This window comes from Enterococcus sp. 3C7_DIV0644 (genome assembly GCF_002141235.1).
GTDB classification, from domain to species: domain Bacteria; phylum Bacillota; class Bacilli; order Lactobacillales; family Enterococcaceae; genus Enterococcus_D; species Enterococcus_D entomosocium.
Genome location: NZ_NGLK01000001.1, coordinates 519746 through 542653, shown reverse-complemented (window position 1 = coordinate 542653; position 22908 = coordinate 519746). Strand labels below are relative to the sequence as shown.

Below are 22908 nucleotides of genomic sequence, written 5' to 3'. Positions count from 1 at the left end.
GGTTACAGGAAGGAGTAAACATGGATAGTAAAAAATTGAAAGAATTGTTTCAGCAATTGACGCCAGAAGAAAAAATCGCTCAGACGATTCAATTGAATGGCAGTTTAGTCATTGAAAATGAGGTGATGACTACTGGCCCGATGCAAGATTTAGGGCTTCCACCAAATTTGAAGATTCACGAGATTGGTTCGATTTATAATGTGAACGATTACCAAAAATTGATTCAGTTACAGAGGGAAACGTTAGCACACAGCCGACTAAAGATTCCTATGCTGTTTATGTCGGACGTCATCTACGGGTTTCGAACGATTTTTCCGATTCCCCTTGCCCAAGCAGGTTCCTACGATTTTAATTTGATCGGGCAAGCCGCTGAGATGACCGCCAAAGAATGTTACCAAAATGGCCTTCATGTGATCTTTTCACCCATGCTGGATCTTGTTCGCGATCCTCGCTGGGGCAGAGTGATGGAGTCGCCAGGAGAGGATGTGTATACGGCAAAACGTTTTGCTAAAAGCGTCGTGACCGGCTACCAAGGCAATCTTGATCAAGGAGTGGCAGAAAATCACGTTGCTGCTTGCATCAAACATTTTGCTGGTTATGGTGCACCCGAAGCGGGCAGAGAATACAATACGGTCGATATGTCCAATCAGCGCTTATTCAATGAATATTTGCAACCCTATCAAGCGGCGATCGAAGCCCAAGCACTGCTAGTGATGACGGCCTTTAACCTATTGAATGGTGAACCTGCAACGGGTAGCCGCTGGCTGAACCGAGAGATTTTGCGCGAACGTTTCGGTTTTGATGGGGTACTGGTCTCCGATCATGCCGCCATCAAAGAATTGGTCTCCCACGGTTTTGTCAAAGATGAACGGGAGGCCGCTCAGAAAGGTTTGGAAGCGGGCGTTGATTTTGATATGATGACATCGGTCTATGCGACGCACTTGCCAGAACTGATTAAACAACCCGAATTAGCCGCGTTGCTGGATGAAGCAGTCTGGCGAATTCTCGTACTAAAAAATCAATTAGGTTTGTTTGAGGAACCCTATCGAGGGTTGAAAACGCAACAAACTGGAGAAGTTTTGTCGGATGAAGCCAAAGAGCTAGCCGTTAAGCTAGTAGAAAAAAGCTGTGTGCTGTTAAAAAATGAGGGCAGCTTACCTTTGAAAAAGGACCAAACCGTCGCTGTGATCGGTCCTTATGGAGAAAGCCGGTTGACCTTAGGTTTTTGGGCGTCAGTCAGCGGCAAGCCACAAGACACGATTCCTTTAAAAACCGGTTTGCTGCAGCATTTCGCACCCGAAAACTTGATCTTTGCTCGTGGATACAATCTATTCGACTCGTATGAGCAATTTGGTCCTTTAAAAGCCGGGATCGAACAGCTGAATGGACCGATCGAACCAGAAGATCAGTTGCTTTTGGAAGCCATGGAAGCCGCCGAAGCCGCCGAAGTTATCGTCTTGACTTTTGGAGAGCAGTTTTTGGAGAGCGGCGAAGGGGCATCAAAAGCTCATTTGCAGCTGCCATTGAAACAAATTCGTTTGATCCAAGCGTTGAAAAAGACTGGCAAGCCTTTGATTGGCGTGCTTTACACTGGCAGACCGTTAGTCTTAACACAAGTGGAAGCATTATTTGATAGTCTGTTGCTCGTATGGTATCCAGGAACGATGGGCGGGATCGGGATCGCCAATCTGTTGAGTGGGCAGGCTTCTCCGACGGCAAAACTGGCGATGACCTTTCCTCGTAGTGAAGGACAGATCCCACTATACAGTGCCCAGCTGCCAACGGGCAGACCTTTGACAGATAGTGAGCATTCTGATCGCTTTTTGTCAAAATACCGCGATGAATCAAATGAACCCTTATTCTCATTCGGAACAGGTCTTAGTTATAGTTCGTTTACTGGAGAATGGCTTGGTAGTGAAGTATTTAGCGAGACGATCCAATTGGCTTATCGAGTGAAAAACCAATCAGCAACAGCTGCAGAAACCGTCATTCAACTTTATCTCATGCAGCGTCCAGCGGCAGTGGTTCGTCCAAGTCGCCAATTAATCGCAAGTGACCTCATCTCATTCGCGCCCCAGGAAGAAAAAGAGCGCAGATTGTCATTGCCATTGTCAGAACTTGTTTTCTATGACAATCAAGGGAAGAAACACATAACCAAAGGTACTTATCGATTTCTAATGCGGATCGATCAAAAAGAAACGATGCTTAGTGTAACGATCTAAACTAAAGGAGTGAGAGAAAATGGAAAAATTAGAAGCATTTTTAAGTAGCAAACTATTACCAATGTCACAAAAATTACAACAAAACAAAGTATTGGCCGCTTTGATGGAGGGTTTTATTCGAACAAGTCCCATCACTTTAGGAATTGCGTTTATCACGATCATTGGAAATTTTCCGATTCCCGGTTGGACGGACTATTTGACGAAAATTGGCATCTTCCAGCATGTTGAAGCGATCACCAACGGAGCAACTGGCGTTTTTGCCTTGTATGTTGTATACAGTTTGGCGTATTCTTACGCAAAACTATTAGGAAGCAATGAACGCAATTCAGCGATTATTTCTTTAGCTAGTTTCATTATGTTGATGCCACAAACCGTCGCAACAACTGTCATGCAAGATGGCCAAGCAGTGGAACAAACGATTGGTGCCTTGAAGCTTGATTTCTTAGGCGGACAAGGACTGTTTATCGGCATGCTGACCGCTTTGTTGGTCACTCGCTTTTATGCTTTCTTATCGAGAAAAAACATTATGATCAAGCTACCGGATAGTGTTCCCCCAATGGTAACCCAATCTTTAGCACCAGTGTTTGTTGTCACGATCATTTTTGCAGTCGTCTTTGTCTTACGTGTCTTATTTGGGTTTACTTCATCCGGTTCGATTTTCCAATTCTTTATCGATGTGATCAATGCGCCGTTGAACTCCTTAGTTGCTAGCCCGCTATCGATCATCATCATTATGGAAGTATTAGCTGTTTTATGGTTTTTCGGAATTCATAATGCAGTTTTACAAGGACCGCTCGGGGCGATTAGTATGACCATGGTCGTTTCAAATATTGCTGCTTACCAACAAGGACAAGCGCTGCCTTATCTGATTCCTTCAGTGATTTATATGGGCATGTATGCTGCTGGCTTCATGGGCTTTGTGACCTTCTTTATGATCCGCAGCAAATCGGCAAAAATGAAACAATTAGGAAAATTGTCGTTTATCCCGTCGATCTTTAACATCACAGAGCCAATCATGTTCGGGATGCCGATTATTTTGAATCCGTTGTTCTTTATTCCGCAAGTCTTTACACAATTGATCGCTGGCTTTGTGACCTGGGGATTGGCAACAACGATCCTCCCAATCAGCTTGAATCCAACCATGAGTCTATTGCCATGGACCACACCGACTTTTATCAAAATGCCCTTTTCAGGAGGACTTAACTACACGATCTTAATGATCATCTGTATGCTGATCGGTATTGTTATGTGGTATCCGTTTCTAAAAATTGCGGATAAAAAAGAGTACGAATTAGAAATGGCTGCTGAAAAAAAGCAAGCAAGTGAAGCAGCAAAAATGACAGAAAAAGTCGTGGAAGAAATTCAAGCGTAAACAAAGGAAGTGGCACATTTGGTTTATTTAGGAATTGATATCGGTGGGACGCACATCAAAACGGGATGGGTCGAACACGACGAGGTCAGTAAACGACGCACCATTTTAACCCCTGTAGCTTTTGAACCCTTTAAAGAAGCTATCAAAGGGCTATTGCAAAGCTATGCCCGTCAAGTTTCTTTCACGAAAGTGGCTATCGCAGTCCCTGGTTCAGTTAATGAAACAGGGACGGTCTTCTTTGGTGGTGCCTTGCCATACCTTGATGGGGTAAATTTGCCAGAATTGATCTGCCAGTTAAGCGATGGCATTGTGACAGAGGTTACTGTCGAAAACGACGCAAAAGCCGCCGCGCTAGGGGAAATGAAAGCCGGCAATCTGCAAGGGATCCAAAATGGTGCGGCGATCATTTTAGGAACCGGCGTGGGAGTTGGTCTTTGTCTCAATGGAAAACTCTATCGTGGGCATCATGGACAAGCTGGTGAAGTCAGTTTTATGATTCGTGACCGACAAATGAGAGGCGCGGACTCTTTTGTGGGGATCGGTCTTTCGGCTGTCGGATTAATTGAGCGTTTGGCTGCTAGTATGGCTATCGCGCCTGACGGTCCTTTGGTCTTTGATACCCTTACGAAAACTGCTGATCCTGAGGCAGAGGCTTTATTTTTAACTTATACCAAAGAAATCGCTGTCTTGTGTTTCGATCTTCAGTGTCTTTTAGCTCTGGAGAAAATCGTTATCGGTGGCGGGATCAGCCGTCAGCCACGCTTGATCGAAGCCATAGCTAGCAGCTATCAAGCTATTTTTAAAACCGCACCAATCATTGAGAAAACGCTGCAGCCAGTTGCGATCCAAGCCGCTTATTTTCAAGCGGACGCCAATTTGATCGGCGCAGCCAAGGAGGAACCGTGGGATGAGTAAATTTCCGGAAGCATTTTTGTGGGGAGCATCCACTAGTGCTTATCAAGTAGAGGGCGCATGGGCAGAAGACGGCAAAGGTCCCTCAGTGCAAGATATCAAAGAGATTCCGCAAGGGACCACTAATTTTAAAGTAGCATCAGATCACTATCACCGATATGAAGAAGATGTGAAATTGTTTAAAGAATTAGGGTTAAAAGCCTATCGTTTTTCCATATCATGGAGTCGAGTCATGCCCGATGGTCAGGTCAACCCAGCAGGATTGGCGTTTTATCAAAAACTGATCGATCTGCTACTAGAAAACGAGATTCAACCGATCGTCACCGTTTTCCATTTTGACCTGCCCGTTGCGATCGCGAAGCAAGGTGGGTGGGAAAACCGAGAGACGATCCAAGCATTTGCTGATTACTGCCAAGTACTGTTCGAAAACTTTGGTCATCAAGTCCCGCTATGGCAAACCATCAACGAGCAAAATGTGATGGCACTTGCTGGTTCGGTCATTGGTACGAGTCAAAAATCCATGAAAGAAAAATTTCAAGAAAATCACCATATGCTAGTGGCCCAAGCATTGGTGACCCAACAGTTTCATGCCGGTAATTTTAGCGGCAAGATTGGCCCAGCACCGAATATCGCCAGTGTCTATCCAGCTTCTGAAAAACCAGCCGATCAGCTGGCAGCTCTTTCTATGAGTGCGCTGAGAAATTGGTTATTCCTAGATGCGGCTGTTTTCGGCACATACAACCATAACGCATGGCATTTGTTAGAGACGATTGGTGCAGCACCGACAGTCACTGAAGCAGATCGAAAGATTTTGGCAGCTGGAACATGTGATTACATCGCATTGAATTATTATAATACGATGACCGTCAGCAGCTATTTTCAAAAAGAGACAAAACTCGATCAACAGTCTGGTTTCGGGATTCCTGGCTTTTTCCAAGTAGTAGAAAACACCCATTTGCCAATGACTGAATTCGGTTGGCCTATTGATCCAGAAGGCTTTCGCTTTACGTTGAACGAAATCTATTCCCGTTATCGTCTGCCTCTTTTGATCACGGAAAACGGCATCGGTGCCAAGGATGTTTTGACAACTGATGGTAAAATCCACGATGATTATCGCATCGACTACTTGCAGCAGCACTTAAAACAGATGGCATTGGCGATCGAAGACGGTGTCGATGTGATCGGCTATTGCCCGTGGAGTGCCATTGATCTCGTCAGTACTCACGAAGGCATCGCTAAACGGTACGGGTTTATCTATGTCAATCGTACGGACGATCAGCTGTTGGACTTGGCGCGATACAAGAAAGATAGTTTTTATTGGTATCAAAACGTTATCGATAAAAACGGGTTAGGAGAGTAAGCGATGTTTTTTCAGGAATATCTATTTGATCCAGAAGCGCAAGCCGGTTTGACAGTGTACCTGCATGAGGAAAAAGCCGAGTATGAACGGGTGGGCGATCGTCCGTTTGTCTTGGTGATTCCCGGTGGCGGCTACTCCTTTTGCAGTGAGCGGGAAGCTGAGCCGATTGCCTTAAATTTTGCTGCCCAAGGCTTTCACGCCGGGGTCTTACGCTATCATGTAGGGACACATCGCAGTTTCAGCCATTCCTTAGCAGATGCAGAAAAAGCGATTACTAAAATCCGAGAACTTGCAAGTGAATGGGGAATCGATGCCGAAAAAATCGCTGTGATCGGCTTTTCTGCCGGCGGCCATTTGGCAGCGGCGTTATCAACACTCTCCTCAATGAAACCGAGCTTATGTATTTTAGGCTACCCAGCGATATTGTCTTCATTTGCTACTGTGATGAAGATCGATGCCCCTTCATTAGAGGAATGTGTCACAAAAGATACGCCGCCCACCTTTTTGTTTTCAACCTTTGAAGACAATGTCGTTCCTATCGAAAATTCATTGGCGTATCTGCAGGCCCTAGAAGATCACGAGGTTCCCTTTGAAAGTCATATTTTCCAAAAAGGACGTCACGGTCTTTCTTTGGCGACCGAACGCTTCGGTAATCGTAAAGAAATGGTTGATCCACGTTTTGCCCGTTGGTTTGATGAATGCGTCGAATGGCTAGAGTTGAACTGGGCAGATAAAGTTGCCCAGCCAGCTTTGTTTCCTGATTTAGGGCAGTGGCCAATTCGGGCATTACTCGAGTCAGGTGAAAACAAACGCTTGCTGTTGCAGGCTTTTCCATCATGGGCAGACAAAAGCCGCTTAAAAATCGTAAAAAACATCAGCTTGCAGCAACTACTAACGATCATGCCAGAAGCTTTTGAGAATGTTTCTTATCAAGCGCTTGTTTTGCAGCTGATTGATCCTAGAAAGGAAGAGTAAAAATGAAAGCAATCCTGGTCCATGAAAGCTATAAGGCTTCAACAGAATTGATCACCCAAGAGCCACAAGCGATTGAACAGTTATCAGCTGTTCGTAACAGTACTGCTGCTTGTCAGTTGCTGCTGCACGATGGCAACCGCAATCATTATATTATTGGCGACGAGTTTTCGATCCCCGATGAAATCGAGATTCCCATGATACGCGTTGAGATTTTTAGCGAATTGCCGGTCAAAGCGCAATTCGTCGACTATTATGTCGGTCAGCAGGAATTGGCGTACGCCGATAAATTACTTGAACGAACTGCCAAAACCTATCCTGGCGATCGCTTTGCGCCTCTTTATTTGGAGTGGCAGATCGATGAGACAATCAAACCGAAAGTTTATCCCGTGAAAATCAAGGTCTATCGGGCACACTTGACTAGCCAAGAGGAGTGCTTGTTAGAAAAGAACCTAACGATTGAAGTGGGCACTTTTACTTTTCCAAAAGAATATTTAGAAACGTTCCACTTAAATATGTGGCAGCAGCCCAGCAATTTGGCTCGCACCTTTGACGTTCCGTTATGGAGCGATGCCCACTTTGACTTGATCAAGGAAATGGCTGAGAGTCTCGCTGCGATCGGACAAAAAGCGATCACAGTGATCGCCGGAGAGATCCCTTGGAAGGGCTGGTTCAATTACATCGTCAAAGATTATCCCGCCAATTTATATGAGTATTCGATGGTAAAGGTCAAAAAGACGCCAGACGGAGAACTTTCCTGCGATTTTTCTGTGCTGACACGTTACCTTGATTGTTTTTTTGCTGCGGGCATCAAAGATGAAATTGATGTGTTTGGTTTATTAGGGGTCTGGGAACCGCCATTTTTTCCGTTAGTCAACTTGGACCATCCAGAAAAATTGGTGATTCGCTTTTATGATGAGGGGAAAGGCGCCTTTGGCTTTATTAATCAAAAAGCTGAGTTGCAGGAGTATCTACGCCAAGTATTTGATTATTTTAAAGGAAAGAATCTGTGGGAGAAGGTTCGCATCGTTTCTGACGAACCGAAGAAACATCAAATCGACAGTTTCCGAGCCTCGTTAGCTGTTTTAAAAGAAATTGATCCGTCGATCCAGATCAAAGCTGCTTTTGATAAAGAAGACGTGTTATTTGAGCTGCTGCCAGTGATCGATCATCCTGTGACTTCCTATTACTGTACTTGCAACCATTACGAAACACTAGCACAAAGCCATCCGGGCAAGATGCAGTACTATGTCTGCAATTATCCCGACAAACCAAATACCTTTTTGCATAGTCCCCTGTTAGAGACGCGAATGCAAGGAATCTTATCGTATCAGTTCAAAACAGACGGCTTTCTGCGTTGGGCCTACAATTGCTGGCCAGAACATGCTCGGTCCGATATTCGGTACAATACGAGCTCACTACCGATCGGTGATCTTTGTTTCGTCTATCCTGGCAATCACGGACATTTATTGTTGTCCCTAAGGTATAAACAACTACAGCGGGGGATTGAAGATTTCTATCTCTTGAAGACCGCTCAAGCTGCACAACCGCATCAAACCGACGCCGTAGTAGCAGATTTTCTTAAAGTTACAGACACGAAACACTGGATGATCGACAGCCATCACAGTCATCCCGATGTTTTTCTACAGACCGCGGAGGAGATTGAGGTCTTTCATCGGGCCCTCCTCGAACTGCTAGAAAAGTAGCAAAATCAAACACTGCACCCAGAAATTTCACTACGATTTTCCAGAAGAATAGTGAGATACCTGTGGGCGTTTTCACTACTGATTCACGCAGCTTTTTCGTTTTACTAGGCATCTGTTTTCTTACAGATGCTTTTTTTCTGGTGAGCGTTTCGTTTTTCATTCCCTCCATCTTCCTTTACACTTTTAAGTAAGGTCATAACAAACTATGACAAATAGAAGTAGAAATAATCAAGGAGGAAACGAGCATGTCAGAAAAAATCAACAATCCGTTAACGAAGTATTATGATGGCAAATTTGAAAAACAGGTGCAAGAAGCACCGGCAATTCAAGGAAAGATGCAGCCAGTACCTGATTGCGGGGAAGAAAGCTACGCAGGTTCAGGCAAATTAGCTGGACGCAAAGCATTAGTGACCGGTGGTGATTCTGGTATTGGTCGAGCAGCAGCGATTGCTTTTGCCAAAGAAGGCGCCGATGTTGCAATCAACTATCTTCCTTTTGAAGAAGAAGACGCGCAAGAAGTCAAGGCAGTCATTGAAAAAGCCGGACGCAAAGCAGTTTTGATCCCAGGAGACTTGAAAGATGAAACTTTCGCTCGTCAATTGGTTCATGAAGCAGCCAAAGAATTAGGCGGGTTAGATACGTTGGTTCTAAATGCTGGGATGCAACAAGCGGTGAAGGACATCAAAGAGTTGACTACACAACAAATTCAAGATACCTTTACAACGAATATCATCTCGATGTATTGGACAGTCCAAGAAGCGTTGGATTATCTGCCAGCTGGTGGGAGCATCATCACGACCACTTCGATCCAAAGTGCGGAGCCTAGTGCCCATCTTTTAGACTATGCAGCCACGAAAGGTGCTATTACTTCCTTTAGTAAAGGGCTAGCTGCTCAATTAAGTGAAAAAGGCATTCGGGTCAATACGGTGGCTCCTGGTCCAATCTGGACACCACTTCAAATTTCGGGTGGACAGCCACAATCTGCGATCCCAGAATTTGGTCAAAAAGAACTGATGAAACGCGCTGGACAACCAGTCGAATTAGCACCAGTCTATGTTTTCTTAGCCTCTGATGAAGCAAGTTATGTAACTGGTCAAGTTTACAGTGTAACTGGCGGTAGCTTCTTCGCTTAAAATTCCCAGGACTAAAATAGTAGAAAAAAAGCTCGAGCAAAGAGGCTCGGGCTTTTTTTGCGGATGAAAATGGAATCGGCAACTTATTTTCCTTGTTCGGCAAACATCTTGGTCATCATCAGTTGATTGATCTTTGCAAAAACGGCTGCCCACTCTTGCTCGGCTTGCAGGTTAGACAGTAAGACTAATTTTTCGGAAAACATCACTTCTTCATAATTATCCGTGATCAATAAATCTGCGGCTTCCATTTGTTTGACGAAAGTCACAGAAGCTTTAGAATAAATCGAACGAATCCTCGTCTCAATCATTTGCTTTGTGCGGTATTGAATCGTCGTTTGAATATAGATCGACACGGTCGGGGGCGTATTCATCTGTGTTTCCAAATACAAGAGATGAGCCAGATAAGGCAACTGTGTCTGTTCAAAATACTCTTTATCCAAGTCAGCAAATGGATACTTTTCAACATGGGTCAGTAAAAGTGTGCAGATTGCTTCATAGGTTCTGTCTTTAGAAGGAGCATTTTCAGTCAACAGTTGGTGTTCTAGCTGCCACACTTCCAGAAGATCGATGCCGATAATGATCGATAGATTGAAGACCAGTAGACAGCTGCTTAATAATTTTTCGAATTCGGCGGCTTCCTGACTTGGAGCAAAGGTATCGTGCCAATCTTTGATCATTGCAGTGAAAAAGCGCACAAGATCAGTATCAGAATGTTTGATCTCTTGGATGATCGTTTGATTCTTTTCTTGGGGAACAACCCCTGGCAAAAAGACATGCAAAAAGAAATTCAAGTAAAGATACTCTGACTGAAGCATCTTTTCTGAGGCATAATCGGCACTCAAAAAAAGTGATTCGAGAATTTCTTCTGGTAAAAAACAATAGAAATTCATCAATCCCATGTATTTTTCAGGAATCGGCGGCAAATATTTTTTCTGGATCGTTCGGCTGACCACTGCTTGCCAAAATGCAGCGAGTTTATTTTTCGTCAACGGATCAAAGTGAGAAACAGCAAAGAATGCCGTAAATTCTTCGACATTTTTATGGGAAACACTCGGCAAAAGCCACAAATCAGCAGGCGCACTTTGGGTCAAGAAACTGTAGGTGAAAATACGGATATCAAGCTCTTTTCCAGCAAGAACGATGCGATTATTCAGGTCTGTTCGAATTCGGATTTGAAATTTTTCCAATAGTTGGTTGATTTTCTTGATCAACCGATACATATGCGATTGGCTGACATGCAAATCCAAACATAATTGAGTCAAGGTCATTTGCGGGCGCCCAATCAAGTAATGAATCAGGTTGTATTGTGTGGAGTTGAGCAAGTAATGATACATCAATTGTGCATAAAAAGGTTCATCATCCTCTGTTCGATCAAGAAAATACTGATTGTAATGATTTTTTGATAGAAGCAGGTGAGGTGAGAGCAGCTGCAAATCTTCATTTAAAAAATAGATATATTTTTGCAGGCTTTTTTGCGGGATATTCAAAACTTCTGATAGTTGGACCAATGTCACTCCGTTGGAATTGCAGACAACTTTGAAAATCTCTAATTTCTTTTCTTCTGCGGGAGAAATGAATTCTCGATACATAAGGGATTCTCCTTTTTGGCGTTTTTTTTACGCTAAATCTGTGAACCGTATGATAACCATGATGGATTATACTTATGATAGATGAGAATAGAATGAAAAAACACCAATTAAATTATTATTTTTTAAGGCTGTTTTTTCGATGACCCTCGGTTTCTCATTAAAAAAAGTGAAGGAAGAGATGAAAATGAACAAAAAGGTACGAATGTTAGGTTTGGTCGGAATGGGTTTAGGAATGGCGCCCACTGCGGCAGCTGCAGCAGAAGCGAATCCAACGGCTTCAATGACGAGTCAAGCAACACTAACGATCGAACAAGGAATCTTGTCACTGGATCAGGTGACCAATTTTAACTTCGGTACAAGCAGTATCCAAGATATCGCTACCGATGAACAAGTGATTCAAACAACGTCGGATGAAGTGACATCGATCACGGATTACCGTGGACCAAATCAAGCTGGCTGGCAGTTGACTGCGCAATTATCGAAAATGACGAATGCCAGCGATAACGAGCTAGCAAATGCCAAAGTCACTTTAAATGGTTCAACGGCTTCGGGCGATGCAACGCTAGTATCGGGCACCGAATTGATGGTAGGAGCAACAGAACCTACATTGATCGCTTCTGCTAATGGGACGACCGGCTTAGCAACCAATGACTTTAACTTTTCCAATGCTTCATTAACCGTACCAAAACAAAATGTGAACAGCGGCACTTATAGTGGAACGATCACTTGGACATTATCAAACACCTATCAAGCAGAATAGCAAGGAAAGGGCGACAATGAAAAAACAAATCAAGTGCTTCGTACTCATTAGTTTCTTTATCAGTTTGTGTTGCTTTACGAAAGTCACCGGTCATGCACAGACCACACGGTTCACTGTAACCCCAGAACTTCCCCAAAATCAAGTCAGTGACGTCAGTTATTTCGACTTACTGGTAAATCATGAGACCGAACAGAATTTGACCGTTGCCCTTCATAATACAAGTTCAGAGCCGTTGACCATTAAAGCAGTAGCACTAAATAGTTATACGGCCTCTACTGGGATCATCGCGTACCAAGCAGAACAGACCGCCGAAGAGAACCAAGGAATCTCGTTTAGTCAATTGATTGAAAATCCGAGACAGACGATCCAGCTTGACCCTGGAGAAAGTCGTCAGGTCCATTTTACCCTTTCAATGAAGGCAAAAGAATTTGCAGGAGAAATACTTGGTGTGTTTGACTTTGAAGAAGAACCGGCGGAAACAACTGAAAGTCAGCAAACAAATCTGCAAGCCAACTATAAAATTCAACAAGGGATCCGCTTGCGTCAGAATGTAGCAACCATGCCTGACCCCCAGTTGTCTTTGGTCAATTCTGAGGCGGTGGAAAGATATGGTTCTACAGCTCTCAAAAGTAGGATCCGCAATGATCAGCCCACAGCCTTTGGCAACATCACTGTCAAAACAGTGATACGTGAGCAAGATAGCGGCAACAAGGTCGGTGGGTTTTCTGCAGAGAATTTTCAAATAGCTCCGAATTCGGTTTTGGAGCTGTTTAGTGCCTTTGATCAGAACATTCTCGAAGCGGGGACCTATCTATTACGGATTGAGTTGAATGCGCCTAAAGGAACATGGGTGTTTGAGGATTCGGTGGTGGTTGATCGCAAGCAAGCCAACCTTATCAACCGTCAGACAACGTTAGGTGCAGCGTATCTTCAAAAACAGTACTGGCTCTATGCAGGAGGGCTACTTCTCTTCCTGTTTGTCCTACTTCTCTTGTTCATTTTATATAGGAGACGTAAAAAAGCAGAAGCAGATGTTAGGCTGTCAGTGCAAGAAGAATCAGAATGAAGAAAGCGGAGGACAGTGATGAAAAAGTTTGGCATTATCCGATGGGGCTATGTGTTCTTTTTTAGCATTTTGCTGCTATGTGGGAAACAAGAAATCGTCCATGCTGCGGTATCTGCGCCAGATTTTCCTACGTTAGCGATTGACGATTCTCTGATCACTCCTGTGGGACAAGCGGGGTCGCCACAAGGGGAACCGGGCGTCAATTATGTTCAGATTAATGATGGAGCTACCACCAACTCCAGTGGTGGTGTCTGGTTCAATAAGCCGGTTTCTTTTACTCGCTCTTTTCGGTTAGAAATGGCATTTTGTATCGATAATACAGCAACGGACAGCGATGGGCTCGCTTTTGTGATGCAAAGCAGTGGCTTAAATGCGCTGGCAGAACAAGCAGGACCGACGATTGGCGTCTGGTCAAATACAGGAGGAACGACTCCTTTAAATACGGGGGCAATCCCGCAAAGTTTTGCGATTGAATTCGATACGTTCTATAATAATGCCGGTTTGACTGGGGACGGTATGATGGATCGCGATGTTCCTTCCGGCCATCATATCGCATGGAATTTTCCCGGCTCAAATGACGCATATACCACCGATGGCTGGCTGATTATCGATAAAGTCTTAAATCATCGTGATACGGTATCAGTAAGTGATATTTCCGATGGGGTGTGGCATAGTTTTACAGTAGTTTTTGATCAGCCAACGCAAACGTTGCGTTACACCGTACCAGATTTCGGTGTTGATGTGACGGTACCTGTTGATGACACCTTCAAATCAAATTTGAACCTGACTAATAGTGCACCGGTCTATTTTGGTTTTACTGGTGCAAACGGGGGCTATGTTCAAGAAAAAGCAGTGGCGTTTGTCGATGTTGAAGGATTAGTAGAACTTGAGATGCGAACCGGTGTTTTTGAAAAAGACCCAGTCAAACTATTGTTGGATACTGGTACGACACTTTCCCAGCCAGCCACTGTCGACAATAGCAAAACCATTACTTATGCGACCTATCTCTCCTATAAAAGCACCAGTGATCTAGCTGACTTGGAATCGGGAATCTTGCTCTCATCGCTTTTTCCAGAAGGACTATCATTAGTTCCCGAGGCGGTTTATTTTGGAAAAGCCAGTGAAATCATGGTTAATGGCATGCCGGAAGGCGGAACTGCATTACCTTTTGTCATTGAAAATGGGCAATTGGTTGCGACACTGCCTGACATGGTCAAAGGGAATGAATACATCGTTCACTTTTCCGTCAATTACACAGAAGCGCCGCTCAATCAGAATTTAGATATAGCCATCCCTGTCCAAACTGTTTTTAATGGAAATGCTTTTGTTTCCAGTATGACGTCAGGTGATCCAGAAATTCATTATTATCAAATGACTGGAATCTTTCCACCAACGCTTACAACAGGTTCGGCGTCATTGGCAGAATCAAAAGCAGACCTGCAGATCGTGCGGCAAAAGCGCAATTCCTATATACCGATCACGATTGATGACCAAAACTCGACCCAAGCCAAAATATATGTCACGGAGTTCTTTACGGAGGATGTGACAATCACCGAAACCGATTTCTCTGAAGCAGCGTTGGTTGAACGGGGAACATTGTCGGAGCCGCTAACGGATACATTGGTGTTAGACACCGAAGAACTAGAACCAGGCACAACCTATTATCTGGCTTCCTATGTGATCGATACAGAAGGCAATCGATCGGCGACACGTTATTATGGGATTGACTTTCGTGGGATTGTAGAATTTCAGCGTGCACCTGCTTCAATCACAGCGACAGTGACCTTGAATGAACTGGTACGATCCATCAGAGACGATGGCTTTGCTTATATAGCGATTGCTTTTGATCAAGAAGCCCTTTTGTCTATCAGCAATACCAGCGAAGGAACCTGGCAGTTAAGTGGACAGATAAAGGATTTTATGCAAGAGCAGCAACTATTGGCAGAGGAAATTCAGTTGGTACTCTATGATCCGGTGACCAATCAGCTGGTGGCTTCTGTCACTTCTGAAGAACAAGTGATTTTCCAGCAGGAGCCAACAGGAGCAACGGACTTAACCTTGGATCTTCAGGAATATGATTGCTACTTTCGCTTTGTCCCCAAGTTAGATTTGATTTTACCAGGTACCTATACAGGCACAGTCAACTGGCTGTTGGAGAGTACAATCATTAATGAATAGAAAAAAAACGCCTAGAAGGCGTTTTTTTCGTCTAAAAGTTTATGTCGGTCCCTTTAACTTTGGCGGCTTTTCGCAATTTTTAAAACTAATGATAGGCCTGCTAAAGCAAAACTGCCGTATTTAACGAATTTTTCCAAGGATTCTAAGGTTTGCTGTTTTTTGTGTTTGCAGTCTGGACAGCTTTTTTCATGGGCATTCATTTTTTTTCCACATTTACAATGACTCTTCATCTGTGATCCACTCCTCGTTTCGTTTTATTTTGATGACTTTCTATAATTTAATTATACATGTTGTATAAGGTTCTGTCTGAAATTATGCTGTGTAAGACGTTTGTTAAAATGAGAAAAAACCTACGTTTATTGGGGGGCGTGGAAGTGTGTAATTGCGAGGCTATTGGCAGTTACAGAGCCCGATGGGTAGGAATCGCTATAGATAAAAAAGGAAGGAAATCTGACAATTTTCTCATTTTCGATAGGTGCTGAATCGCTTTGCTTATCAGTTTAGCAAAATTTTGCTATTGTGGAGTAAGATTAGGGGACAAGAAAATACGCTTCTCTTTTTTTTCTATATTCTATCCTTAATCTGAGAACGAAAATCACCGATAGTATGCTATATATAAGAACAAGGAGCCATCCTTGACAATGTCGAATATGGCATTTGAATGAAAGGATTGATGAAATAAGTGATTTCTTCAATAATTTATACCGATACAAAGGCTTATTTAGATAAAGTGCTAGACCAAGCACTGTTGGATCTACTAAAATCTGATTATCCTAAAGTCTATGAACACGTGCAAAACTTGATTGTTGCTATGGAACAAACGATCCAACAAATTGACAGCACAAATTTTTGGCGGTTGATGCCGGAAATTTTAGGCTATGATTCTCGCTTTGTTTTGTTGAACTCGCTGCAATTGTCAGAAGACAAACTGTTGACGGAAATCGAGATTATTCAGATGATCGAACGTGATTTTCCGAATTTGAATAAAGAATTTTGTGGCTATTCCTTAAAAGAACAAGAGCATGAGAGTTTGATCTTCAGTGTTCAATAAACACTTCTCGTAGGAATATCAAGTAGAGTAAGAAAACGACTAGCTGATCTAGTCGTTTTTTTTTATCAAGAAAAAGAATAATTAAACATGTTATTTATCATTAAAATAAAAAATATTTTGAAATTATGAATAAAATAGATTATTATTGGTATATAATCCTTTTAGTGAAAGAAAAAACAATCGAAAAAAGGAAGAGGAAAGCCAGCTGACTGAAATAGCTGCGATTGTTTTAATTTAGAAAATAAGAACCAGCCTCATCGGCATGGAAAGGAGCAATTATGGATTACTTGAGTTTTTCAAAAAAAGAGTGGGAAGTCTTAGTTTGTTTTTGGGCTGTGGATGAACCTCTGTGCTGTACAGAATTTAGTGAACGTTTCGGCTTAAACCGTAACACATCACTGTCCGTGATTCGCAAGTTAGTAAACAAAGGAGTTCTGGAGATTGCAAGTATCAAAATGAGCGGATCAGTCTTGGCTCGTCGCTTTCAGCCAGCTGTAAGTGAATTGGAGATATTACAGACAGGCCTAACCGATGACCAGATTTTTGAATTAGTGAAAATCGCCATCAGAAAAATCGAAGATCCTGAACAATTAACCCAGTTGCTAAATGTGATTGGTGAATTGAAAACTAAAGCTTCTTAAAGAATACTCGTTTGCATGATAAAAAAATGATCCGCTGTGAAAACAGCGGATCATTTTTCTTGTTCTTGAAATTTTTGTACCATTTTTGTCGTCAATTGATGGAGCACGGACAGTTCTTCCGGTTCAAGAGGCAAGAATTCGGTCACTCTGTAGGGGATCTCTAACGCTTGTTCATGGAGCGCTTTGCCTGAGTCAGTCAATGTGACCCGCAAAGAACGTTCATCGTCTTGATTTCGATTTCTTGCTAGGTAGCCTTTTGCTTCAAGCTTTTTTAAAACCGGTGTCAGTGTGCCAGAGTCGAGACATAATTGCTTCCCCAATGCTTTGACACTGATCGCTTCATCTTCCCATAACACCAACATCACTAAATATTGGGTATAGGTCAAATTCAACGGGTCCAGTAAGTCTTTGTACTGTTTGATAATTTCTTTTGAAGCGGCGTATAGAGGAAAACACAATTGGTTTTCTAACGCTAAGACATTCATGTTTTCACCCCTTTTTCTAATATCCGCCTCTTATCATAGCTGTTTTTTCAACGAAAGTCTACTCGCTAACGGCTTTGACAGTCACTTCAATGTTGCCAGCTGTGGCTTTTGAATAAGGACATACGGTATGAGCGATCTCAAGCAATTCTTGTGTTTCTTCTGTTGACAATCCTTCGATTTGACCTTCGATCTCAACACCCAAGACAAAACTGGATTCGCTTTCTGCGTATAAGGTCACTTGTGCGCTCACCGTAGAAGCACCATCGATTCCTTTGCTGCTTTTCACCAATTCAAGGGCACTGTTGAAGCAAGCACTAAAACCAGCTGCAAAAAGTTGTTCTGGATTGGTAGCATTTTCGACACGTTTGCCAGGTGCAGTGATGTTTAGCTCAAATGAATGATCGGGACTGTGTACTTCTCCTGAACGGCCACCAGTGTTGATCATTTTAGTCGAATACATTTTTTTCATCATTTCTTCACTCCTGATTTTTATATTTTGTACAATTAAATTGTATGCAATTTAAATGAAAAATGCAAGGAATTGGTTTTCGTTCTATTTTTTTTTCTAAAAAAAAGCGGAATCAGCATAAGTTTACTGTTCTCTTGGGTGAAACGTGCTATCATAGTTAGTAACACTTGTAATAGATTAACAAATGAGTTTGAAGCTTCAAATTTACTGCATGAAGGCAAAGAGGGTGAAAATCATCGTAGATTATATGGAAAAACGAGCGGTAGGGCGCTATTTTCGATCGTTGACGGATCATTATTCAGGCTATATACGGCTTTATGGCACCTATACAGAATATCGGGTGATTGCAGGGATTCCTGCTGAAAATGTCATGTTAGAGATTATCGGGGTTGAAAACGGTGTCTTATTGACCCGTGTAAACAATACATTATTTGAAAATGGAAGAGGGTTTTTACAATGATCATTATCCAAATTATTTTAGTTATTTTAGTATTAGTGATTCTGATTTGGCTGATTGCAAGCACTGCTGTGATCGTTCGTCAAGGGGAAGTCAAAGTTGTCGAAAGTTTTGGGAAGTACGTTCGAACGTTGGAACCAGGGCTTCATTTTCTTGTTCCGATTTTGTATACAGTTAGAGAAAGAGTGTCCTTGAAACAGATTCCTTTGGAGATCGAACCCCAAAGTGCAATCACAAAAGATAATGTAATCGTTCAAATTGATGAAGCAATCAAATACCATGTCACAGATGTGCGTGCCTTTGTCTACGAAAATGAAAACTCCGTTGTTTCAATGATCCAAGATGCCCAGTCGAACTTGCGGGGAATCATCGGGAAAATGGATTTAAATGAAGTTTTAAATGGGACTGAAGAAATCAACGTAGCATTGTTTACTTCAATCAAAGATATCACGGCAGGCTATGGGTTAGCGATCGACCGAATCAACATTGGGGAAATCAAAGTTTCGCAAGAAATCATTGAATCAATGAACAAATTGATCACTGCCTCTAGAGACAAAGAATCGATGATCACAAGAGCCCAAGGTGAGAAATCTTCTTCAGTCTTGAGTGCAGAAGCCAAAGCTTCTCAAATGACGATCGACGCCGAAGCCCGAGCGGAACAAACTCAAATCGATGCCGAGGCGCGGGCAAAGCGTGTACGGATTGATGCCGAGGCGGAAGCAGAACGAATCGCGAAAATCACTGAAGCTGAACGCAAACGGATTTTAGCCATCAATGAAGCAATCAAAGAAAGCCAGCTCGACGAGCGCTCACTATCATATCTAGGGATCGAAGCCTTCAGAGATGTGGTGAATAGCAATACCAATACGGTCATTCTGCCATCAAATATGACGGAACTGGGAAATATTCCAGTCGTCAAACAACTTTGGGAAAATGCACCATCTAAATCGGCTGAATAAGTTAAGCACAACAATTGAAAAAGGTTCCCATACTCCGAAAAGAAAGAGGAGTATGGGAACCTTTTTTACTTCGTTTTTTCCGCCGATTGATTATCGACGATCAAGAGGGCCATCATGACGTACCCGATCCAACTATCCCGAGAGTATAAAATGTAGCGAGGGGACCAAGAAGCGGCATATTTCTGTTTGTATTCGCGTAACCCTTCAAAAGAATAGAAACGAGAACCAAAGGTGTAAACGAGATAGGCGATCCGCTCTTGCAAGAAACTGCTGCGGAAAGTACCAACGTTGGCTAATGGTGCCATGCCTAAATCAAATTGTTGGTAGCCTTGTTCTTTAAAATAGTCGAATAGCTGAATAAACAAGAAATCCATCGTTCCATTCGGCGCTTTTTCAGGATCGTGGCGCATCAAATCAATGGATGCTAGGCCTGTTTGATAGGTGGGCATAAAGGAAGCGAATGCGACGATCTCCTGTTGCTGATTACGGACGACAGCAATTGGTGCGGTGCTTAGATAGGATTCTGAAAAGAACCCAAGGGAGAACCCTTTTTCTTTCCGTCCATCTAGCCAGTTGTCAGAAATTTCCTTAAGCGTTGCAAATGTTTCGGCTGAAAAGGGTGGGGTGAGCACATCAAAAGTAAAGCCTTCTTTAGTGATCTTATTGTTCAATGCCCGCTGTCCCTTCATTTTCTTTCCTGAGAGGGTGAAGCTAGGTAGATCCACATAAGCTTTCTCACCGAATTTGATAAAGTCATACCCAAATTCATGCAGCAGCATCACCATTTCTTCACTACTTTCATAAAAGACCGGCAGATAATTCCATTGATCCATTTCTGTTAAGAAAGTTTCCAGTGCCTGTGGAAAGTCTGCTTGCTTCCCAGAAGGATCCCCCATGACTAAACATTTGTTATTAAAGGTCGTAAATTGAAAAAAGACCGTCGGCTCGCCAATTTCTGGATACACGTATACTTTCTTGTCTTTTAGATACACCAGATGGCTGTCGCTGTTGCCACCGTAAGTATTTAAAACATGTTTCACTTTATCAGTGGCAGCACTGACGCCTAATTGGTGTTTTGGTCCCATCAAGTACCGGGCAAACAGCAGCATCGCAATGGCGACGAATAAAATCGCAACGAACCCTTGCAGCCATAATTTTTCAGAAGGGAAAAGCAAAAAATCCATCGAATGGTGATGCGTTGGATGTCGATTGATATGAGGCATATTGTAGACCCCGATAATGACATAGAGGATCGTCAACGAACCAATTAACAAACCATCGATCGTCAGCCATTCCCACGAGAAGACGAGTTGTTTACGGAACAACTCGCTTTTTGAAAAAATCATGATTGCTAATAATAATAGAAGAAACAGCATGGTCGAAAAACGGAAGCCAGCAAAAATAGCATAACCGATTGTTGCTGCAATCAACAAAAGCGTCGGCACGTACGCGCGACTGACACGGGCAGATATCCCTCGACCGGCAATTAAAAAGAGGTAACCGAGAAAAATACTCGGGTACTGCATCACAAAATTCAAGCGAATCGGATTGAGGTGGGCTAACCATTTGATTTGATCAAAGGCTTCTGGAATCGTGGCGGAGAGCACCAACATCGTTCCCGTCAAATAAAGCAGCAACACTTCGATCTTGTGGAACACTTCCAACAACAAGCTTTTTGGAATACCAGAAAAGCGCTGGTTGAGGGAGACGCCGACATTTTTTGAGAAAAAAAGCAAACCGATCAAAAAGGGAATGATGTAATAAAACAGGCGGAAAAGCAACAGCCAAGCAATGACACTTTCACGGGGAATCTGCAGTGAGCCCATTCCCATGATCATCATTACATCAAAGGTTCCAAGTTCTCCGGGAATCATCGAAACGATCCCAATCACGGAGGCAGCGATGAAAAGTGGCAACAATTGAAACACATCCACCGAGATGCCCATCAAGAGACCAGTCGTAAAGAAGGCTGCAAAAACACCTAGCCATTCTAATAAGGAAGCGGCGATCAACTGCAGACGATCACGCCGTTGCAGTCCACCTAAGTAAGCATTTTTTTTGGAAAAACTAAGGGCATAGACAACTGGAAAATAAAGACTACCGCCTAACAGCCAGATCCAATACTGTTGCAGATAATCTGTCGTTGGACCAAATAAGACGAAGGCTAGTGCAGCAAGGGATAAAATCGAAAGACCAGACATCAGGTAAATAAAAATCTTCGAAATTGCTTGGGCAACTTCTTTGCCTTTTTTTCCTTTGCCGTAAAATTCCGAGCGTAATCCGATGCTGATGAAGCCGCCGAAGCCGATTAAGTTGTTCATAGTGTTGATCATCCAGCTGGTTTCCAGCAAATAACGGCGATCAGGTTTGTCCCCTAATAGGCGGTTCAAGACAATGTCATATAAGACCATTGGCAAGACACATAATAACCCAATGACAGCCATTAATGCCACTCGCCAAAGTGCCAGTTGCGCAAACAACTCTTTTAATTGATCAATGGAGATCGTCTTGCTTAATGAAAGCAGTTCGCCCAACACGATCACGGCTACTGCAATCAAGAAGAGTGTTTTAAACAGTGAGCGGTGGTCGCGGAGCCAAGTAAAGATTCTCATAGTTATTCACCGACCTTTTCTAAAAAAGATAATACTTTCGTGTTAAATACCTCTGGATTCTTTCGTGCAAAACTATGTCCTTGTCCTTTGACGACGATAAAATTGGACTGAGGGATACTGTTTGCAATATAAAATGAATGGGAAAGCTTGATCGAATCACGTTTGCCGACCAAAATCAATGTCGGCACACTGAGGTGATTCAAATCGGCTGTAGATAAACCGATTGGACGAAACAACAATCCCAAAATAGGGAGAAAGCCCCGCATTCCTTTTGAGAATGGGGAACAAAGCCAAACGATCAGATATTGCAAGACACTCCCCATTCGAGAAAAGAGTCTAACTCCCCGTGGCTCAGTATTGCCCGAGTTTAAAATCATACAACTAACATACTCAGGGTAAAGATGACAAAAGACCATTGCTAGATTAGCCCCATCACTAAATCCTAATAGGGCGATTTTAGACAAATTTTCTTGCTGAATGATTGCTAAAAGATCCGTTGCCATTTTAAAAAAATCGATCTTTTTCTGTGTGTTAGTGGACTTGCCATGCCCACGGCTATCGATTAAGTACAATTGATGTTTTTGTCGCAATGCGTCGACCTGCTTTGAGAAATAGGCACTGCTACCGCCATTTCCGTGCAATAAAAAAAGAGGGCATCCTGAACCGGTTTTTTCGTAATAGAGGACAGACCCATCCGGTAAGGGTGCGTAACATTTTTCAACTTCCATTTTTTCACCTACTTTCTAAGAGTATACCTTGAAGTCAGTAGCTATCACAAACATATCACTAGATAAAATGAGAAAAAATAACATTCTACTCATTTTTTCTTTAGCAGATATTTAGGAAAAGGCTTTTTTCTTTACAATGTAAATAAAAATAATCGGCTAAGTTAATTAATTTGTTTTCAGAAAATTCTTTACAAACACGGTTTCGTTGATTATAATCGAACTAACTAATTGAGAAT

At 42.8% G+C, this 22908-nt stretch carries 19 protein-coding genes; 14 read left to right on the top strand and 5 right to left on the bottom strand.

Features of this window, described 5'->3' with window-relative positions:
• The first annotated feature begins 20 nt into the window (after nt 1-20).
• The 7 genes from A5877_RS02705 to A5877_RS02675 all read left to right on the top strand — a co-directional run bounded on the left by A5877_RS02705 (nt 21) and on the right by A5877_RS02675 (nt 9677).
• Nucleotides 21-2222: a glycoside hydrolase family 3 N-terminal domain-containing protein gene (locus A5877_RS02705; protein ID WP_086316310.1), complete on the top strand. Its 2202-nt coding sequence runs from the start codon at nt 21-23 to the stop codon at nt 2220-2222.
• Between the two features lie 19 nt (nt 2223-2241).
• Nucleotides 2242-3594 (top strand): PTS sugar transporter subunit IIC, encoded by a 1353-nt coding sequence (locus tag A5877_RS02700; protein WP_086316309.1) that lies wholly within the window; start codon nt 2242-2244, stop codon nt 3592-3594.
• Between the two features lie 9 nt (nt 3595-3603).
• Complete coding sequence (locus A5877_RS02695) at nt 3604-4509, top strand: ROK family protein (protein WP_086316308.1); 906 nt, start codon at nt 3604-3606, stop codon at nt 4507-4509.
• Nucleotides 4502-5866, top strand: a complete 1365-nt coding sequence (locus tag A5877_RS02690; protein ID WP_086316307.1) for a glycoside hydrolase family 1 protein — start codon at nt 4502-4504, stop codon at nt 5864-5866. Before A5877_RS02695 ends, A5877_RS02690 begins: the two co-directional genes overlap by 8 nt.
• 3 nt (nt 5867-5869) lie before the next feature.
• Complete coding sequence (locus A5877_RS02685; protein WP_061054302.1) at nt 5870-6841, top strand: alpha/beta hydrolase; 972 nt, start codon at nt 5870-5872, stop codon at nt 6839-6841.
• A gap of 2 nt (nt 6842-6843) precedes the next feature.
• Nucleotides 6844-8544 (top strand): DUF4091 domain-containing protein, encoded by a 1701-nt coding sequence (locus A5877_RS02680; protein ID WP_086316306.1) that lies wholly within the window; start codon nt 6844-6846, stop codon nt 8542-8544.
• A gap of 245 nt (nt 8545-8789) precedes the next feature.
• Nucleotides 8790-9677 carry an SDR family oxidoreductase gene (locus tag A5877_RS02675; RefSeq protein ID WP_005235175.1) on the top strand — a complete coding sequence of 296 codons (888 nt, stop codon included), beginning with the start codon at nt 8790-8792 and terminating at the stop codon, nt 9675-9677.
• Nucleotides 9678-9760: 83 nt separating this feature from the next.
• On the opposite strand, the gene A5877_RS02670 is transcribed toward A5877_RS02675, so the two are convergent.
• Nucleotides 9761-11266 carry a helix-turn-helix domain-containing protein gene (locus tag A5877_RS02670; protein ID WP_005235177.1) on the bottom strand — a complete coding sequence of 502 codons (1506 nt, stop codon included), beginning with the start codon at nt 11264-11266 and terminating at the stop codon, nt 9761-9763.
• Nucleotides 11267-11405: 139 nt separating this feature from the next.
• On the opposite strand from A5877_RS02670, the gene A5877_RS02665 reads away from it, so the two are divergent.
• The 5 genes from A5877_RS02665 to A5877_RS02640 all read left to right on the top strand — a co-directional run bounded on the left by A5877_RS02665 (nt 11406) and on the right by A5877_RS02640 (nt 16962).
• Nucleotides 11406-12026 carry a WxL domain-containing protein gene (locus A5877_RS02665; RefSeq protein ID WP_005235179.1) on the top strand — a complete coding sequence of 207 codons (621 nt, stop codon included), beginning with the start codon at nt 11406-11408 and terminating at the stop codon, nt 12024-12026.
• Nucleotides 12027-12042: 16 nt separating this feature from the next.
• On the top strand, nt 12043-13092 hold the full coding sequence (locus A5877_RS02660; protein ID WP_086299331.1) for a DUF916 and DUF3324 domain-containing protein: 1050 nt from the start codon (nt 12043-12045) through the stop codon (nt 13090-13092).
• Nucleotides 13093-13110: 18 nt separating this feature from the next.
• A complete protein-coding gene (locus A5877_RS02655) occupies nt 13111-15270 on the top strand; it encodes a legume lectins beta domain protein (RefSeq protein ID WP_086316305.1) in 2160 nt (719 codons plus the stop codon).
• Between the two features lie 682 nt (nt 15271-15952).
• Nucleotides 15953-16321 carry a hypothetical protein gene (locus A5877_RS02645; RefSeq protein ID WP_005235188.1) on the top strand — a complete coding sequence of 123 codons (369 nt, stop codon included), beginning with the start codon at nt 15953-15955 and terminating at the stop codon, nt 16319-16321.
• Between the two features lie 278 nt (nt 16322-16599).
• A complete protein-coding gene (locus A5877_RS02640) occupies nt 16600-16962 on the top strand; it encodes a hypothetical protein (protein WP_008378626.1) in 363 nt (120 codons plus the stop codon).
• A gap of 50 nt (nt 16963-17012) precedes the next feature.
• On the opposite strand, the gene A5877_RS02635 is transcribed toward A5877_RS02640, so the two are convergent.
• Both A5877_RS02635 and A5877_RS02630 read right to left on the bottom strand, forming a co-directional pair.
• Nucleotides 17013-17447, bottom strand: a complete 435-nt coding sequence (locus A5877_RS02635; protein ID WP_008378623.1) for a MarR family winged helix-turn-helix transcriptional regulator — start codon at nt 17445-17447, stop codon at nt 17013-17015.
• A gap of 58 nt (nt 17448-17505) precedes the next feature.
• Nucleotides 17506-17916, bottom strand: a complete 411-nt coding sequence (locus A5877_RS02630; protein ID WP_034872372.1) for an organic hydroperoxide resistance protein — start codon at nt 17914-17916, stop codon at nt 17506-17508.
• Nucleotides 17917-18100: 184 nt separating this feature from the next.
• On the opposite strand from A5877_RS02630, the gene A5877_RS02625 reads away from it, so the two are divergent.
• Both A5877_RS02625 and A5877_RS02620 read left to right on the top strand, forming a co-directional pair.
• Nucleotides 18101-18376, top strand: a complete 276-nt coding sequence (locus tag A5877_RS02625; protein WP_016620494.1) for a hypothetical protein — start codon at nt 18101-18103, stop codon at nt 18374-18376.
• Nucleotides 18373-19332: an SPFH domain-containing protein gene (locus A5877_RS02620; RefSeq protein ID WP_005235198.1), complete on the top strand. Its 960-nt coding sequence runs from the start codon at nt 18373-18375 to the stop codon at nt 19330-19332. Before A5877_RS02625 ends, A5877_RS02620 begins: the two co-directional genes overlap by 4 nt.
• Before the next feature lie 65 nt (nt 19333-19397).
• On the opposite strand, the gene mprF is transcribed toward A5877_RS02620, so the two are convergent.
• Both mprF and A5877_RS02610 read right to left on the bottom strand, forming a co-directional pair.
• Entirely contained in the window at nt 19398-21944 is a 2547-nt protein-coding gene (mprF, locus tag A5877_RS02615) for a bifunctional lysylphosphatidylglycerol flippase/synthetase MprF (protein ID WP_086316304.1), read from the bottom strand.
• A gap of 2 nt (nt 21945-21946) precedes the next feature.
• Entirely contained in the window at nt 21947-22672 is a 726-nt protein-coding gene (locus A5877_RS02610) for an alpha/beta fold hydrolase (protein WP_008378615.1), read from the bottom strand.
• Nucleotides 22673-22908 lie beyond the last annotated feature (236 nt).

Excerpts from the sequence above, each read along its gene's own strand:
- A5877_RS02620 (WP_005235198.1), top strand. The coding sequence starts at position 18,373 with ATGATCATTATCCAAATTATTTTAGTTATTTTAGTATTAGTGATTCTG.
- A5877_RS02690 (WP_086316307.1), top strand. The coding sequence starts at position 4,502 with ATGAGTAAATTTCCGGAAGCATTTTTGTGGGGAGCATCCACTAGTGCT.
- A5877_RS02700 (WP_086316309.1), top strand. The coding sequence starts at position 2,242 with ATGGAAAAATTAGAAGCATTTTTAAGTAGCAAACTATTACCAATGTCA.
- A5877_RS02630 (WP_034872372.1), bottom strand. The coding sequence starts at position 17,916 with ATGAAAAAAATGTATTCGACTAAAATGATCAACACTGGTGGCCGTTCA.
- A5877_RS02670 (WP_005235177.1), bottom strand. The coding sequence starts at position 11,266 with ATGTATCGAGAATTCATTTCTCCCGCAGAAGAAAAGAAATTAGAGATT.
- A5877_RS02685 (WP_061054302.1), top strand. The coding sequence starts at position 5,870 with ATGTTTTTTCAGGAATATCTATTTGATCCAGAAGCGCAAGCCGGTTTG.
- A5877_RS02635 (WP_008378623.1), bottom strand. The coding sequence starts at position 17,447 with ATGAATGTCTTAGCGTTAGAAAACCAATTGTGTTTTCCTCTATACGCC.
- A5877_RS02675 (WP_005235175.1), top strand. The coding sequence starts at position 8,790 with ATGTCAGAAAAAATCAACAATCCGTTAACGAAGTATTATGATGGCAAA.
- mprF (WP_086316304.1), bottom strand. The coding sequence starts at position 21,944 with ATGAGAATCTTTACTTGGCTCCGCGACCACCGCTCACTGTTTAAAACA.
- A5877_RS02610 (WP_008378615.1), bottom strand. The coding sequence starts at position 22,672 with ATGGAAGTTGAAAAATGTTACGCACCCTTACCGGATGGGTCTGTCCTC.
- A5877_RS02625 (WP_016620494.1), top strand. The coding sequence starts at position 18,101 with ATGAGTTTGAAGCTTCAAATTTACTGCATGAAGGCAAAGAGGGTGAAA.
- A5877_RS02665 (WP_005235179.1), top strand. The coding sequence starts at position 11,406 with ATGACCCTCGGTTTCTCATTAAAAAAAGTGAAGGAAGAGATGAAAATG.
- A5877_RS02705 (WP_086316310.1), top strand. The coding sequence starts at position 21 with ATGGATAGTAAAAAATTGAAAGAATTGTTTCAGCAATTGACGCCAGAA.
- A5877_RS02660 (WP_086299331.1), top strand. The coding sequence starts at position 12,043 with ATGAAAAAACAAATCAAGTGCTTCGTACTCATTAGTTTCTTTATCAGT.
- A5877_RS02655 (WP_086316305.1), top strand. The coding sequence starts at position 13,111 with ATGAAAAAGTTTGGCATTATCCGATGGGGCTATGTGTTCTTTTTTAGC.
- A5877_RS02680 (WP_086316306.1), top strand. The coding sequence starts at position 6,844 with ATGAAAGCAATCCTGGTCCATGAAAGCTATAAGGCTTCAACAGAATTG.
- A5877_RS02640 (WP_008378626.1), top strand. The coding sequence starts at position 16,600 with ATGGATTACTTGAGTTTTTCAAAAAAAGAGTGGGAAGTCTTAGTTTGT.